General features: G+C 31.7%; 19 protein-coding genes. 5 read left to right on the top strand and 14 right to left on the bottom strand.

Annotated elements, in window-relative coordinates; translation table 11 throughout:
• The first annotated feature begins 37 nt into the window (after positions 1-37).
• From hemB to Q0J35_RS04845, 5 genes are read left to right on the top strand one after another with little or no spacing between them, the layout of a single operon-like run.
• Entirely contained in the window at positions 38-1,021 is a 984-nt protein-coding gene (gene hemB, locus Q0J35_RS04865; protein ID WP_297193662.1) for a porphobilinogen synthase, read from the top strand.
• Positions 1,018-1,920, top strand: coding sequence for an ornithine carbamoyltransferase (gene argF / locus Q0J35_RS04860; RefSeq protein ID WP_297193660.1), 903 nt, complete (start codon positions 1,018-1,020; stop codon positions 1,918-1,920). The genes hemB and argF overlap by 4 nt, the downstream gene beginning before the upstream one ends.
• Entirely contained in the window at positions 1,914-2,219 is a 306-nt protein-coding gene (gene cutA / locus Q0J35_RS04855; RefSeq protein WP_297193658.1) for a divalent-cation tolerance protein CutA, read from the top strand. Before argF ends, cutA begins: the two co-directional genes overlap by 7 nt.
• Before the next feature lie 43 nt (positions 2,220-2,262).
• Positions 2,263-3,006: a 3-oxoacyl-ACP reductase FabG gene (gene fabG, locus Q0J35_RS04850; RefSeq protein ID WP_297193656.1), complete on the top strand. Its 744-nt coding sequence runs from the start codon at positions 2,263-2,265 to the stop codon at positions 3,004-3,006.
• A gap of 9 nt (positions 3,007-3,015) precedes the next feature.
• Positions 3,016-3,417, top strand: a complete 402-nt coding sequence (locus Q0J35_RS04845; protein WP_297193653.1) for a pyridoxamine 5'-phosphate oxidase family protein — start codon at positions 3,016-3,018, stop codon at positions 3,415-3,417.
• A 6-nt stretch (positions 3,418-3,423) separates the two neighbouring features.
• Here the strand turns inward: Q0J35_RS04845 and Q0J35_RS04840 are convergent, their stop codons facing one another.
• From Q0J35_RS04840 to Q0J35_RS04775, 14 genes are all read right to left on the bottom strand, one after another.
• The gene (locus tag Q0J35_RS04840) at positions 3,424-3,756 is read right to left on the bottom strand and encodes an ArsC/Spx/MgsR family protein (RefSeq protein WP_297193734.1); all 333 of its coding nucleotides are present in this window, start codon (positions 3,754-3,756) and stop codon (positions 3,424-3,426) included.
• Positions 3,756-5,099, bottom strand: coding sequence for a class II 3-deoxy-7-phosphoheptulonate synthase (locus Q0J35_RS04835; RefSeq protein ID WP_297193651.1), 1,344 nt, complete (start codon positions 5,097-5,099; stop codon positions 3,756-3,758). The genes Q0J35_RS04840 and Q0J35_RS04835 overlap by 1 nt, the downstream gene beginning before the upstream one ends.
• A gap of 11 nt (positions 5,100-5,110) precedes the next feature.
• Positions 5,111-5,467 carry a 50S ribosomal protein L19 gene (gene rplS / locus Q0J35_RS04830; protein WP_297193649.1) on the bottom strand — a complete coding sequence of 119 codons (357 nt, stop codon included), beginning with the start codon at positions 5,465-5,467 and terminating at the stop codon, positions 5,111-5,113.
• Complete coding sequence (gene trmD, locus Q0J35_RS04825; protein ID WP_297193647.1) at positions 5,457-6,176, bottom strand: tRNA (guanosine(37)-N1)-methyltransferase TrmD; 720 nt, start codon at positions 6,174-6,176, stop codon at positions 5,457-5,459. Before trmD ends, rplS begins: the two co-directional genes overlap by 11 nt.
• Complete coding sequence (gene rimM, locus Q0J35_RS04820) at positions 6,173-6,694, bottom strand: ribosome maturation factor RimM (RefSeq protein WP_297193645.1); 522 nt, start codon at positions 6,692-6,694, stop codon at positions 6,173-6,175. Before rimM ends, trmD begins: the two co-directional genes overlap by 4 nt.
• A complete protein-coding gene (locus tag Q0J35_RS04815; protein WP_297193644.1) occupies positions 6,687-6,932 on the bottom strand; it encodes a KH domain-containing protein in 246 nt (81 codons plus the stop codon). Before Q0J35_RS04815 ends, rimM begins: the two co-directional genes overlap by 8 nt.
• Before the next feature lie 2 nt (positions 6,933-6,934).
• Positions 6,935-7,162 carry a 30S ribosomal protein S16 gene (gene rpsP / locus Q0J35_RS04810; RefSeq protein ID WP_297193642.1) on the bottom strand — a complete coding sequence of 76 codons (228 nt, stop codon included), beginning with the start codon at positions 7,160-7,162 and terminating at the stop codon, positions 6,935-6,937.
• 65 nt (positions 7,163-7,227) lie between these two features.
• Positions 7,228-8,565 carry a signal recognition particle protein gene (gene ffh, locus Q0J35_RS04805; protein ID WP_297193639.1) on the bottom strand — a complete coding sequence of 446 codons (1,338 nt, stop codon included), beginning with the start codon at positions 8,563-8,565 and terminating at the stop codon, positions 7,228-7,230.
• A gap of 65 nt (positions 8,566-8,630) precedes the next feature.
• A complete protein-coding gene (locus Q0J35_RS04800; RefSeq protein ID WP_297193637.1) occupies positions 8,631-9,386 on the bottom strand; it encodes an RNA pseudouridine synthase in 756 nt (251 codons plus the stop codon).
• Entirely contained in the window at positions 9,383-10,537 is a 1,155-nt protein-coding gene (waaA, locus tag Q0J35_RS04795) for a lipid IV(A) 3-deoxy-D-manno-octulosonic acid transferase (protein WP_363315703.1), read from the bottom strand. Before waaA ends, Q0J35_RS04800 begins: the two co-directional genes overlap by 4 nt.
• A complete protein-coding gene (locus tag Q0J35_RS04790; RefSeq protein WP_297193632.1) occupies positions 10,537-11,283 on the bottom strand; it encodes a zinc ribbon domain-containing protein in 747 nt (248 codons plus the stop codon). Before Q0J35_RS04790 ends, waaA begins: the two co-directional genes overlap by 1 nt.
• Positions 11,284-11,301: 18 nt before the next feature.
• Positions 11,302-12,027, bottom strand: coding sequence for a Nif3-like dinuclear metal center hexameric protein (locus Q0J35_RS04785; RefSeq protein WP_297193630.1), 726 nt, complete (start codon positions 12,025-12,027; stop codon positions 11,302-11,304).
• Positions 12,017-12,880, bottom strand: coding sequence for a glycine--tRNA ligase subunit alpha (glyQ, locus tag Q0J35_RS04780; protein ID WP_297193628.1), 864 nt, complete (start codon positions 12,878-12,880; stop codon positions 12,017-12,019). Before glyQ ends, Q0J35_RS04785 begins: the two co-directional genes overlap by 11 nt.
• The gene (locus Q0J35_RS04775; RefSeq protein ID WP_297193626.1) at positions 12,880-13,401 is read right to left on the bottom strand and encodes a DUF3972 domain-containing protein; all 522 of its coding nucleotides are present in this window, start codon (positions 13,399-13,401) and stop codon (positions 12,880-12,882) included. Before Q0J35_RS04775 ends, glyQ begins: the two co-directional genes overlap by 1 nt.
• Positions 13,402-13,413 lie beyond the last annotated feature (12 nt).

Genomic DNA, 13,413 nt, shown 5'->3' with positions numbered 1-13,413 from the left:
AATATTTGCTTTTATTTTATCTAAAAAAAGGAAATTTATGTTTAAGAGGTTTAGAAGACTAAGGTTAAACGGTTCTTTAAGGTCTATGCTCAAAGAAACTTCTTTAGATATAAACGATTTTATTTATCCACTTTTTGTTGTTGAAGGAAATGGTATAAAAAATGAAATATCATCTATGCCGGGTGTCTTTCAAATGAGTATAGATGAAATACTAAAAGAGTGTAAAGAACTCACACAACTTGGAATAAAAGCTATCATACTTTTTGGAGTTTTAGATGATGATAAAAAAGATAGTATAGGTAGTGATGCTTTAGATGATGATGGCTTAATAGCAAGAAGTATAAAAGAAATAAAAGCATCTTTTCCAAATTTATTTGTAATAGCAGATCTTTGCTTTTGTGAATACACAGAACACGGTCATTGTGGCATAATAGACCCAAAAACAGAAACAGTTGATAATGACTTAACGCTAGAAATTTCAGCAAAACAAGCATTAGTTCAAGCAAGAGCAGGTGTTGATATGATAGCTCCAAGCGGTATGATGGACGGGATTATATACACACTTAGAAAAGCATTAGATGAAAATGGCTTTTGCAATTTACCGCTTATGAGTTATTCTACAAAATTTGCTTCTAGTTATTACGGACCATTTAGAGAGGTAGCAAAATCAAGCCCAAATAAAGGAGATAGAAAGAGCTACCAAATGGACTATGCAAATGCAAAAGAAGCTTTACTTGAAAGCCTAGAAGATGAAAAACAAGGTGCTGATATATTGATGATAAAACCGGCACTTGCCTATCTTGATGTGGTAAAAGAATTATCTTTAAATACAAAACTTCCAGTATGCGTTTATAATGTAAGCGGAGAATACGCATTGCTTAAAGCCGGAGCTAAACTAGGTGTAATTGATTATGAAAAGGTTCTTTTAGAAACTATGTTTGCTTTTAAAAGAGCTGGAGCAAAACTAATAATAAGCTATCACGCAAAAGAAATAGCTAAAATTTTAAAGGATATGCAGTGAGACACTTTTTAAGCTTGAGAGATTATACAAAAAATGAAATTTTAAAACTGATAGATATGGCTGTTAGTATAAAAAAAGAACCAAGAAAACTACTGCTTGATAAAAAATTAGCTATGATTTTTGAAAAAAGCTCGACAAGAACCAGAATGGCATTTGAGCTAGCTATAAGTGAGCTTGGCGGAAAGGCTTTATTTTTAAGCTCTAATGACTTGCAGTTAAATAGAGGCGAACCTGTAAAGGACACTGCAAGAGTTATAGGATCTATGGTTGATTTTGTAATGCTTAGGGTTAATAAACACGAAACCTTGCTTGAATTTGCTAAGTATTCAAAAGCACCTGTTATAAATGCCCTTAGCGACTTATACCACCCTACTCAAGTTTTAGGTGATTTACTCACCATAAAAGAATACAACAAACAAGGTAAGATAGCCTTTGTTGGCGATAGTAATAATATGTGTAATTCTTGGTTAATAGCGGCTTCTATTTTAGGATTTGAATTAAGCATAGCCATACCTAAAGGCTATAATATAAACAATGAAATTCTTTCTTTTGCCCTAAAAGAAGCTGAAAAAAGCGGAGCTAAGATAGAAATAAGCAATGATAAATTTAAAGCCATAAGCAATAAAGATGTAATCATAACAGATACATGGGTTTCTATGGGTGAAGAGGATAAAAAAGAGCAAAAAATAAAAGATTTTAGCGGCTTTATAATAGACAAGGAAGCTATGAGTTATGCCAACAAAAATGCTATTTTTATGCACTGCTTACCTGCATATAGAGGATTTGAAGTAAGCGAAGATGTTTTTGAGGAACATAGCGAAGTTGTATTTACAGAAGCCACAAACAGACTCTACGTGGTTAAAGCCTTACTTTGCTTTTTGAGCGATGTTGAATGCTAGTTGTAATAAACACTACAGTTGCAAATAAAAAAGACGCTAAGAACTTAGCACGAATGCTAATAGAATCCAAACTATCAGCCTGTGTGCAAATTTCAAAAATAAAAAGCTTTTACCCCTGGCAGAACAAAATACGAAAAGATAAGGAATTTTTATTAAGCATAAAAAGCAAAAGTGAAAATGTAGATAAAATTTTAAAACAATTAAAAGAAAAACACAGTTACGAGCTGCCGGAATTCGTTGTTTTTGAGATAAAAGAAAGCTCTGTGGAATATGAGAAATGGCTTTTTGATTGTATGTAAATAATTTATTTGTTAAAATAATAAAAATTATAAAGGAAAAATAATGAAATTTAGTGGAAAAAATGTATTAATTACAGGTGCTAGCAAAGGCATAGGTGCGTCTATTGCAAGAACTTTGGCTGATTTTAAGCTTAAAGTTTGGATAAATTATAGAAGCAAACCAGAGCTTGCTGATGCCTTGAAAGATGATATAGAAAAATCAGGTGGAAGTGCTGCTGTGATTTGTTTTGATGCTAGCAAAGAAGATGAATTTGAAGCTGCTATAAAAACTATAATACAAAGCGACGGTGAGCTTTCTTACCTAGTAAATAACGCTGGTATAACAAATGATAAGTTAGCATTAAGAATGAGTTTAGCTGACTTTTCTCTAGTTGTAGATACAAATTTAAATTCTGCTTTTTTAGGCTGCAAAGAAGCTTTAAAAGCTATGAGTAAGCAAAGATTTGGTGCGGTTGTAAATATAGCTTCTATAGTTGGAGAAATGGGGAATGCTGGTCAAGTAAATTATTCTGCTAGCAAGGGCGGTATGATAGCTATGACAAAATCTTTTGCAAAAGAAGGAGCTAGTAGAAATTTACGCTTTAACTGCGTTACTCCTGGTTTTATCAAAAGCGATATGACAAACGTTTTAAGTGAAGATATAAAAAAAGCATATGAAAACAACATAGCATTAAAAAGATTTGCAGAACCTGAAGAAGTTGCCAATGCAGTAGCCTTTTTGCTTAGCGATTACGCCTCTTATATAACCGGTGATGTGCTAAAAGTAAATGGCGGACTTTATATGTAAGGAGAAAATATGACAATCAAAGACTTAGTAGAATTTTTAGATAACAATCCACCGGCTTTTTTAGCAACACTTGGAACTTGCGGAAATCCTCGTATAAGACCTATACAAAGTCCGTTACTTTGGGAGGATAAAATTTATTTTTGCACATCAAATACAAAAAATCTTTTTAAACATATACAAAAACACAGCGGCATAGAATTTTGCTCTTGTGCAAAGGATGGAACCTTCCTAAGACTTAGAGCTAATGCTATATTTGAAGATAATGCAAAGGTAAAAGAGGCTATGTTTGAAAAATATCCTATGCTAAAAGATCTTTATCAAAGCCCTAGTAATGCGACTTTTGAAGTATTTTATCTTGATAAATTAAGTGCTAGAAAACAATTTTTAAATGGGGAATTTGAAAGTTTATAAGTTTAATTAAAACTGGAAATTTTCGTATTCTTTTCCAACAAGCACTACATTATCGATGCAAATGACGGGTCTTTTTATAAGGCTTGGATTTTGCAAAACTATATGCTTTAATTCATCTATGCTGGAATTTGATATAAATTCTTTGTTTATTTTTAAATTTTTAGCACTCATACCGCTTGTATTTATCAAAGCATCAAAAGACTTCTTAGATAAAAAGAAGTCAAGTTCTTCTTCGCTTATCTTTTTAATATCTAAAAAATCAAAAGAAATACCTTTAGAATTTAAAAAATCTATACCCTTTTTTACGCTAGAACAATTTTTTATACCATAAAGCTTTATCAAGTCCTAGCCCTTTTTACCAAATCAGCCATCAAAAAAGCTAACTCCAAAGCCTGATCTGCATTTAGTCTTGGGTCGCACTGGGTTTCGTATCTTTTTCTAAGAGTTTCTTCAGTTACATTAGAAATCCCACCCGTGCATTCGGTTACGTCCTGCCCAGTCATTTCAAGATGAACACCTCCGGGATAAACTCCTTCGCTCATAGCTATTTCAAAAAACATTCTGACTTCTTGCATTATCTTATCAAAGGCTCTTGTTTTATAGTTTCCAGCTTTTACAGTGTTTCCGTGCATAGGATCTATACTGTAAATTAAATTCAAACCTTCTTTTTTAAGCTCTCTAAAAATTTGAGGTAAAGAATCTGCTATCTTATCAGCACCCATTCTTATAATAATGTTTAATTTTCCTTCCTCATTATCTTTGTTTAACACAGAAGCCAAAGCCTTAATTTCGTCTGCCTTAGCACTTGGTCCTATTTTAACGCCCAAAGGATTTTTAACACCGCTTAAAAAATGTGCGTGTGCATCATTTACACCTCTTGTTCTTTCACCTATCCAAAGCATATGTGCTGAACAATTATAGGCATCTAAAGTGATGCTGTCTATCCTCGTTAATGCCTCTTCATAAGGCAATAATAAAGCCTCGTGTGAAGTATATATGCTTGTTTCTCTAAGACTAGGTGTATTTGTAGCATTAATCCCACAAGCTTCTATAAAATTTATAGCTTGGGTAATTTTTTCGCTTAATTCGCTATATTTATCACCCAATTCTGCATTTTTCAAAAATGCTAAATTCCAACGATGAACCTCTCTTAAATCAGCTAAACCGCCTCTAGCAAAAGCTCTAAGCAAATTTAAGGTAGTTGCACTTTGATAATATGCATCAATCATTCTCTTAGGATCGGCTTTTCTAGCTTCTTCATCAAATTCAAAGCCATTTACTATATCACCTCTATAGCTTGGCAAAGATTTTCCATTTATTTCTTCAAAATCTGAACTTCTAGGCTTTGCAAACTGACCTGCTACCCTTCCCACTTTTACAACGGGACAACCGCCAGAAAAAGTAAGCACTATTGCCATTTGCAACATTAATTTAAAAGTATCTCTTATGTTGTCTGCACCAAAATTTAAAAAACTTTCAGCACAGTCTCCACCTTGCAATAAAAAAGCCTCTCCTCTAGATACTTTAGCAAGCTTGTTTTTAAGAGCTCTTACCTCGCCGGCAAAAACCAAAGGAGGTAATTTTGCAAGCCTTGTTGTAACTAATTCTAAAGAAGCCTTGTCTTCATAAACAGGCTGCTGTTTTATCGGGTATTTTTTCCAAGAATCTTTAGACCAAGCCATAATGCTTACTTTTATTTTTTTAATTCTTTTATACGAGCAGCTTTTCCTTTTCTATCTCTTAGATAAAAGAGTCTTGCACGACGAACACGTCCTCGTCTTAAAACAGTTATGTTTTCTAAGCTCTCACTATAAATAGGAAAAATTCTTTCAACACCTATATTGTTTGCACCTATTTTTCTTACAGTGAAAGTTTCAGCAGTGCCAGAACCACGTCTTACTATACAAACTCCCTCAAAATTTTGTATCCTGCTCTTGTCGCCTTCTTTAATACGAATCGCAAGTTTTAAGGTATCGCCTGCTCTAAAATCAGGCACTGTTTTTCCTTCTAGCTGTTTTGCTTCAAAATTTTGTATATATTTATTTTTCATAATTCTTCCTTGAAAAAAGGTATTTTTGATACAAAGTTGGATTAAAAAACTTCGTTTTGGCTAAAGACAAAGTTTTTTTTAAAGCTATGATTTTACCGTGATTTCCCTTTAAAAAGGCTGAAGTAGTATTTAAATTTTCATTTTTATAATTAAAAGAAAAAGGTTTTGCAAAAGACGGTGCTTCAAGTAAGTTATCTTCGAAACTCTCTTCATCTAAACTTTGCGAATTGCCCAATACACCATTTATATTTCTGCTTATAGCATCGCTCATACAAAGTGCTGCTAATTCTCCACCGGTTAATACAAAAGAACCTAGTGAAAAAACTTCATTTGCAAAAAGTTCTAGCACCCTTTCATCTATACCTTCATACCTGCCACAAACGAAACAAATATGCTCTTTTTTAGCTAGTCTTTTTGCATCTTTTTGGGTAAAAGGTTTTCCGGCAGGATTTAAAAAAACAAAATGAGTGTTACTGTTGCTTTTGTGTATGTGTTCTAAACATTCACAAAGTGGTTCTACCTGCATTAAAAGCCCGGCTCCGCCACCTATCTTATAAGAATCTACTTTTTTTCTAACATCTTTTGAGAAATCTCTGGGATTAAAAAAATCTGTGCTTATTAAATTTCTAGCTTTAGCTCTGGCAAGAATGGAGTATTCAAAATACGGATATAAAATTTCACAAAATAAAGAAACAAAAGAAAATTTCATATGCTTTTTAATAATTCTAAGGCATTTTTAGCATAAATCTTTTTTGATTTTATATCTACTGATTCTATGTAAAAATCGGCATAAGGTAGATAAAACTGTGTAGCAAAATCTTGTCCTAAAGACTTATCAACTTGCACTAAAAATAAATATGAAGCAGAGGTTTGAAGTATATCAATCACTTTGCCCAATTTTAAGCTATCCTCAAAAATTTCACAGGATATAATATCAAAATAAAAAAACTCATCTTTATTTAATTTACAGTATTTTTTTGTATCTTCTAAGCTCTGATAAAGCTCTAAATTTGTTAAATCTTTTGCTAAATTCACATCTTCATAGCCCTCAAATAATACCAAAGATTTTTCCTTATCGAAGTTTTTTATTTTAAGTGTTCTATCATCAGAACTCATAAAAGCACTGTTTTTTTTAAAGATATAAGGAAAATCGCTTAATATATGAAGCCTTAAATAACCTCTAAGAGCTACAGTTTTGCCTATCTTGGCTACTAGAATTTTATTCATCTATATTTTTAACTGTAACCCTATAAGATATCATATCCTTACTTTTAAAAGCTGAAATAACTGTTTTAATAGCATTTATCATTTTGCCATTTTTTCCTATAAGCTTTCCTGTATCTACCTTATCAGCATAAATTATAATTTCAACAAAATTATCTCCCAAATTAACCGATTTGGTTTGAATTTTATCTGGAAAATCAGCTATTAATTTAGCATATTCTTTTAAAAATTCTTCAGCCATAATTATCTACTCGTAATAGAAGCAACCTTGTCGCTAAGTTTAGCACCAACGCTTTTCCAGTAAGCAAGCCTTTCAGCATCAAATTTTATGACTTCTGGCTCTACCATAGGATTATAATAGCCTATACTTTCTATCCAAGCTCCGTCTCTTCTTTTGCGACTATCAGTAACTACTATTCTGTAAAATGGTCTTTTCTTTCGTCCCATTCTAGTAAGTCTAACAACTGTCATTAAAATCTCCTAAAAATAAAAAATTTTATATATGAATACAAAAAATACACATATATAAAATTTTGCTAAAAACCTCGTCTAGCATTTGACATCATCTGCATTAAATTCTGCATACCAGCTTTTGAGGAAAATTTCTTAGCTAATTTCGCTGCATTTTCAAACTGCTTTAAAAAACGATTTACCTCCATTTGCGAAAGCCCTGCACCACTTGCTATCCTACGTTTTCTGGAATTATTCAAAAGACTAGGATTTTCCCTTTCTTTTGGTGTCATTGATGATATCATAGCCTTTATATGAGTTAGCTGTTTGGAATTTTCAAAATCCATATCCTTAACTGCCGAAGCAACATTTGACATTCCTGGTATCATAGATATTAAAGACTGCATACTTCCAAGTTTGCTAACATTTTGCATTTGATCCAAAAAGTCATTAAAATTAAATTCTCCCTTTTTTATCTTTTGATTTATTTTTTTTGCTTCTTTATCATCTATGATGGTAGCGGTTTTTTCAGCCAAAGAAGCCAAATCCCCCTCTCCCATAATACGACCCACTATCCTATCAGGTATAAAAAGCTCTAAATCAGCGACTTTTTCACCTGTGCCTATGAAACGAAGTGGAATTTGAAGCTGCTTTGCTATGCCAAGAGCTACACCGCCTTTAGTATCAGCATCGAATTTGCTAAGTATAACCCCGCTTATGCCTATGCTTTCATTAAAAGAAGCGGCTGTTTTTACACCGTCTTGACCACTCATAGAATCAGCTACATAAAATGTCTCATCTGGCTCTAATGCTTTTTTTATATCTTTTAGCTCTGATATTAATGTCTCATCTATCGCTAAACGACCTGCGGTATCTACCAATAAAACATCATAAGCTCCAGCTTTAGCCTTTTTAAGAGCTTCTTTTGCTACTATTAAAGCTTTTTTTTCTCCGTCTATGCTAAAAAAATCAAAATCATTATCTTCACAAAGCTTTTGTAACTGTTCAACGGCTGCAAGTCTTTGCAAATCACAAGCTGCTACTAGGACTTTTTTATTTCTTAACTTTAAAAAATTTGCAAGCTTTGCAGTGCTTGTTGTTTTACCTCCACCTTGTAAGCCGCACATTAAAACAACTGTAGGAGGAGTGTTTGAAAAAACAAAACCTTGAGGCTTGTCTTTTACCGTTAAGATATTTTCTAAATTTTGTTTTATAGAGTTTAAGAACTGTTTTTGACCTATACCGATTTTTTTTACATCTTCCTCAACTAAAGCCAAAAGCTCTTTTACAACCTTATGATGCACATCAGCTTTTAATAAAGATTTTTTAAGTGTATCTAAGGCATTTTTCAAGGATTTTTCATCATCGACAAATCTAAGCTTATTAATGGCTGATTTAAACGAATCTCCTATTAATTCGAACAATTCTTTTTCCTCTTTTAAATTAAAGTAAAAATGTGTATTATAACTTATGTTTGCTTTAAAGGTCTTTAAAAATTTAAATTTTTAATATCAAAGCCAAGTTTTTCAAAATCATTATCCAATGGGGCTATAAAATGATAATTAAAAATTTTGCATTCAAAGCTGTGTAAAAACATTCTTACAGAGCGACTTTTTGCATATTTTTCATCGCCTAAAATTCCATTATTTATAAAAGCCGTATGCAAACGAATTTGATGGGTTCTGCCCGTTTTTATAAGTATTTTTGCCAATGTCTTCTTTGCATTGACCATAAGAGGTATGATTTTAGTATGAGCTTCTAAACCGTCTTTTGAAATTTTAGCAAAAGCTGAATTTTTAGTCTTTTTAACCAAAATGGGTTCATCTATATCTATTTCCTGTGGCACAATGCCATTAAGTATTGCTATATAGCTCTTATATACCTTTTGTTCTTTAAATTCTTTTACACATTTTATGCGAAAATCTTCATCTTTACACAAAAGCAAAAGTCCGCTTGTTTCTTTGTCTAATCTATTTAAAAGCCTTGTTTTTAATTTATCTTGAATTTCTTCGCTTAAAACAGAATAAGGCTTATTAACGGCTATGATTTTATCGTCTTCAAAGATTATTTTTATATCTTGCAACTTTTTAACCGTAAATTTTGCAGAGCTATTTAACATAGTTCTAGCCATTTGAAGTTTTTCATTTTTATAAAAAACCAAACCTCTATCTATTAGCTCTTTTGCCTTTGAGTTAGAAATTTTTTCTTGCAAGGCTAAAAGTTTATAGGCTTTTTCTTTATTCATAATAAAGCCTTGATGTGATCTGTAATCAAGTTCAAATTTGGCTTAAATTTCAAAGAAACAGCCTTATCGCAAGTATCTATAAATTCTCTAAGCTTTGGTATATCATAACAAATATAGGCATTATCAAGCATTGAAAAGAGGGATACTTGATTATGTATGTAAGGTCCAGAAATCAAAATTTTATTAAACTGTGCTACTTCTATTGGATTATGTCCTCCCACGCCTTTTATAAAAGATCCACAAAGAACCACAATATCGGCGATAGAGTAAAAATTCACTAACTCATTAAGCGTATCTAGCAAAAAAACTGAACTTAACTTATCGCTATTAAAATTTTCACCATAATTACTAAATTTATCAAAACTTAAAGCGTATTTTTTACTATAATCCTTGCAAAATTCTTCAACCTTTTCAAATCTCTCTGGATGCCTTGGTGCTATGATTAAAATTTCATCTTTTCTTGGCTTGAAAAAATTTAACAAAAGCTCTTCTTCTTTATCGTGAGTGCTAGCAAAAAGTATTATTTTTTTATCTACTTTTTTATATATTTTTTGCACGGTAGAGCTAAGTGCTGCTTTTATATTAAAATACTCTATAACATTTTTAGCCCCAAGCTCCTCTAGTCTTTGTTTATCTAAGGCACTTTGAGCAAACACCTCATCTATGTAAGAAAAAAGGGTTTTATAAAAAAAAGAAAATCTCTTATATCTGTGAAAGGATTTATCAGAAAGCCTAGCATTGAGTAGTATGACCTTTGCTCCTCTTAATTTAGCAACAAAAATCAACATAAGCCAAAGTTCAGCCTCAAATATAACAAGAACCTTACAAGGACTAAACCAAAAAGGTATAAAAATTTCAAAAGCTAAAAAAGAAACATTCTTGCAAAAAGTCTTAGCTTCCAAAAAGCCTGTTTGAGTGATGCAAGTTATTCGTTTATCCTCGAAATTTGAGCTTAATTTTTTTATGCTTCTTGCCTCACCAAAGGAGCAAACGTGAAAATGTATATCACTTTTTTTTAATTTATTTTTATATAAAAAAAATCTAGCCTTTATGCTTTGTCTGTATTTATCCTTGGTAAAAGACAGTATAAGCAAAAAAGGTAAGGATAAAATATATAATATGCTAAGTAAAATATAGTATAAAAATACTATCAATTCGCACTTTCAGCAATTTTTTCTTTATTATTTTCTTTTTCTATCTCTTTATATAAAATTCTACCACAATGAGGACAAGTAACTATTTCAGAACCCTTTATCACGGCTAGGTATGTTTTATCATATATTCTCATAAAACAACCATAACAAGCTTGTTTTTTAACTGGCACTACAGCTGTATTTTTGGCCCATTTGCGAATTTTTTCATAAAATCCTAAAACCTTGTGGTTTATTTGCTCTACTAATTTTGATTTTTTGTCAAAAACTAAGGATCTTTGTTTTTCAAGCTCTTTCATTCTGGCTTCAACATCGACACTTATATCTTTTAAATTCTCTTCTTCTTTTTGCTTATTGCTAAGCAATTCTTCTTTTATTTTTTCTTTACTTTTTAACAATCTATCAAGTTTTTCTATTTCTTCATTAGCAACCTCTAGCTGCTCTTTTAGTATATCCTCTTCAATCTGTAAAGCATTAGCTTCTTTTGCAGTTTTAACAGAAGCTGATTTTTTGCTAAGCTCATCTATCCTTTCTTTGAATTGTTTTATATGCAAATCATTTTGCACCTGTTCTTTTTTTATATCTGAAATTTCATCATTACAAGTATTTATTTCTTTTTGAAATTTGTCTATTTTTGACTGTGTGTCTTTTAAATTTTTACTTATATCCTCTATTTTAGGTGCGAAACTATCAATTTCCTTGTCTATTTCAGATAACTCGACTAATTGCTTTAAATATTTATTCATACCTTTTCCTTTTTTTCTCTAAGAAAGTCTAAATGGATTTTTTGAATTTGTAATTATAACCTTTAATGGCAAATTTTGCAAAGAATTTGCTAAAGATTTTGAAAAACACTCCTCGCTTTCAAAGTGTCCTATATCAATCAAACTTAAACCATTGCTAATAGCCTCTAATGCTTGATGATACTTAAAATCTCCGCTTAAAAAACAGTCCGCTTTTACAAATGGTATCAAATCTCCACCGCTTCCAGTGCAAATGGCTATGCGATTTATTTTTTCTTTGCCACAAAAAGCATTTTTAATCATACTCAGGGATAGTTTTTGTTTAAGCAAGGTAAGCAAGGAAGAAAAAGTGCTTTCTATATCAATGTATATTAAAAAATTATCTTGCGTATAATGCTTAAAGCCCAAAATTTCTTCAGTAAAATATATATTTAAATGAGATTTGTCATAGTTTGTATGCAAAGAAATCAAAGAAATATTCTTTTTAACCATAGTTTTTACAAGAGAATTTGGATACAAATCATTAGCTAAATTTTTTAAAGGCTTAAATATAAGAGGATGATGTGTAATCAAAAGAGAATTTTCGCTACATTCATCAAGCAAATTTTCATCTATATCAAGGCTTAGATAAACTGTTGAAATTTCATCTTCAAAATTACCCAACAAAAGCCCACTATTATCCCATTTTTCTTGGCTTTCAAAAGGGCTTATGCTGTCTAAAAATTTATATATTTTCTCAAGTTTCATTTAAATTTTCTTTGTAATTTAAGGCACAAGCCTTTGAAAGTTCTCTAATCTTTAGCATATACTCCTGTCTTTTAGTGCTTGAAATAGCACCTCTTGCATCTAGCAAATTAAATATATGAGCTGCTTGCATACAGTAATCATAAGCAGGAAGTGAAAGTTTGTTTTCAAGTATATGTTTGCACTCTTTATAAGCATTATCAAAATTTTCATTTAGCCGCTCTACTGTGCTTAGTTCAAAATTATACTTACTGTGTTCAAATTCTCCTTGTTTATGCACATCTTTATAGCTTATCTTTTCTCCATTAAATTCGCTCCAAAGTATGTCATAAACAGAATTTACATTTTGCAAATACATAGCAAGTCTTTCAAGACCGTAAGTTATTTCAACGCTTATTAAATCAAGTGCCAAGCCTCCGACCTGCTGAAAATATGTAAATTGAGTTATTTCCATACCATCAAGCCAAACTTCCCAACCAAGCCCCCAAGCACCAAGAGAAGGACTCTCCCAATTATCTTCTACAAATCTGATATCGTGATTTTTTAAATCAAAACCCAAGCACTCAAGACTCTTTAAATAAAGCTCTTGTATATCGTCTGGACTAGGTTTTATAAGGACTTGAAACTGGTAGTAAGCACCTAAACGGTTTGGATTATCACCGTATCTTCCATCTGTTGGTCTTCTGCTAGGTGCTACATAAGCGGTCGCCCACGGTTTTTTGCCTAAACTTCTTAGAAAGGTTGCAGGGTGAAATGTGCCTGCTCCAGCTGGCATATCATAAGGTTGCATAATAGCACAGCCTTTGTCCTGCCAAAAATTTTGTAATCTTAAAATCATTTCAGAAAAAGATAGCATCATTTATCCTCGCTAGGATTTGTATTTTGATTCTTGTTAGTTTCTTTGTTTTGAGTAAAATTATCTATAGCCTTATTCCACATCATTTTATACTTTCTTTTAAGAAATTCTACCTCATCTTGAGCGTGTTTTAACTGTGAATTTAAAGCATCTATAGTTTTTCTATCCTCATCATAAATTTCTTGCATAGAATAAAGAGCATCTTTTAAAAATTTGTTTTCTCTTTGCAAGACCTCTAATGTTTCATCTTTTGCATCCAAAACTTTTTCGTGCAAATTCAATATAGTGCCTATTGTTTTTTCTACAAAACTTTCTCCAGCTAAGCTTATAGAATCAACAGGTAAAGGTTCGCTTGAATTTCTACTTGGCACAACGCTAAAAGTGCCTTGATTTGCTTCTATGTAAATTTTACCGTCTTCTTCTTTAAAATTTAAAGCATTGTTTGCCATCATTCCTTTAACCACATCTTCATTTAGATGAACTAATTTGCAAAATTCCTTAAGTTCTAGATAAGTTTGCATAAGCTTTCCTTG

The sequence above is a fragment of the uncultured Campylobacter sp. genome (assembly GCF_944323605.1).
Taxonomy (GTDB): Bacteria; Campylobacterota; Campylobacteria; order Campylobacterales; family Campylobacteraceae; genus Campylobacter_D.
This window is presented reverse-complemented; position numbering and strand designations above follow the sequence as displayed.

Bases quoted from the DNA above. Each gene is read 5' to 3' on its own strand.
- rplS (WP_297193649.1), bottom strand. From the start codon at position 5,467: ATGAAAAATAAATATATACAAAATTTTGAAGCAAAACAGCTAGAAGGA.
- Q0J35_RS04845 (WP_297193653.1), top strand. From the start codon at position 3,016: ATGACAATCAAAGACTTAGTAGAATTTTTAGATAACAATCCACCGGCT.
- Q0J35_RS04800 (WP_297193637.1), bottom strand. From the start codon at position 9,386: ATGAATAAAGAAAAAGCCTATAAACTTTTAGCCTTGCAAGAAAAAATT.
- rimM (WP_297193645.1), bottom strand. From the start codon at position 6,694: ATGAATAAAATTCTAGTAGCCAAGATAGGCAAAACTGTAGCTCTTAGA.
- fabG (WP_297193656.1), top strand. From the start codon at position 2,263: ATGAAATTTAGTGGAAAAAATGTATTAATTACAGGTGCTAGCAAAGGC.
- trmD (WP_297193647.1), bottom strand. From the start codon at position 6,176: ATGAAATTTTCTTTTGTTTCTTTATTTTGTGAAATTTTATATCCGTAT.
- Q0J35_RS04775 (WP_297193626.1), bottom strand. From the start codon at position 13,401: ATGCAAACTTATCTAGAACTTAAGGAATTTTGCAAATTAGTTCATCTA.
- glyQ (WP_297193628.1), bottom strand. From the start codon at position 12,880: ATGCTATCTTTTTCTGAAATGATTTTAAGATTACAAAATTTTTGGCAG.
- cutA (WP_297193658.1), top strand. From the start codon at position 1,914: ATGCTAGTTGTAATAAACACTACAGTTGCAAATAAAAAAGACGCTAAG.
- Q0J35_RS04785 (WP_297193630.1), bottom strand. From the start codon at position 12,027: ATGAAACTTGAGAAAATATATAAATTTTTAGACAGCATAAGCCCTTTT.
- Q0J35_RS04835 (WP_297193651.1), bottom strand. From the start codon at position 5,099: ATGGCTTGGTCTAAAGATTCTTGGAAAAAATACCCGATAAAACAGCAG.
- Q0J35_RS04815 (WP_297193644.1), bottom strand. From the start codon at position 6,932: ATGGCTGAAGAATTTTTAAAAGAATATGCTAAATTAATAGCTGATTTT.
- rpsP (WP_297193642.1), bottom strand. From the start codon at position 7,162: ATGACAGTTGTTAGACTTACTAGAATGGGACGAAAGAAAAGACCATTT.
- Q0J35_RS04790 (WP_297193632.1), bottom strand. From the start codon at position 11,283: ATGAATAAATATTTAAAGCAATTAGTCGAGTTATCTGAAATAGACAAG.
- hemB (WP_297193662.1), top strand. From the start codon at position 38: ATGTTTAAGAGGTTTAGAAGACTAAGGTTAAACGGTTCTTTAAGGTCT.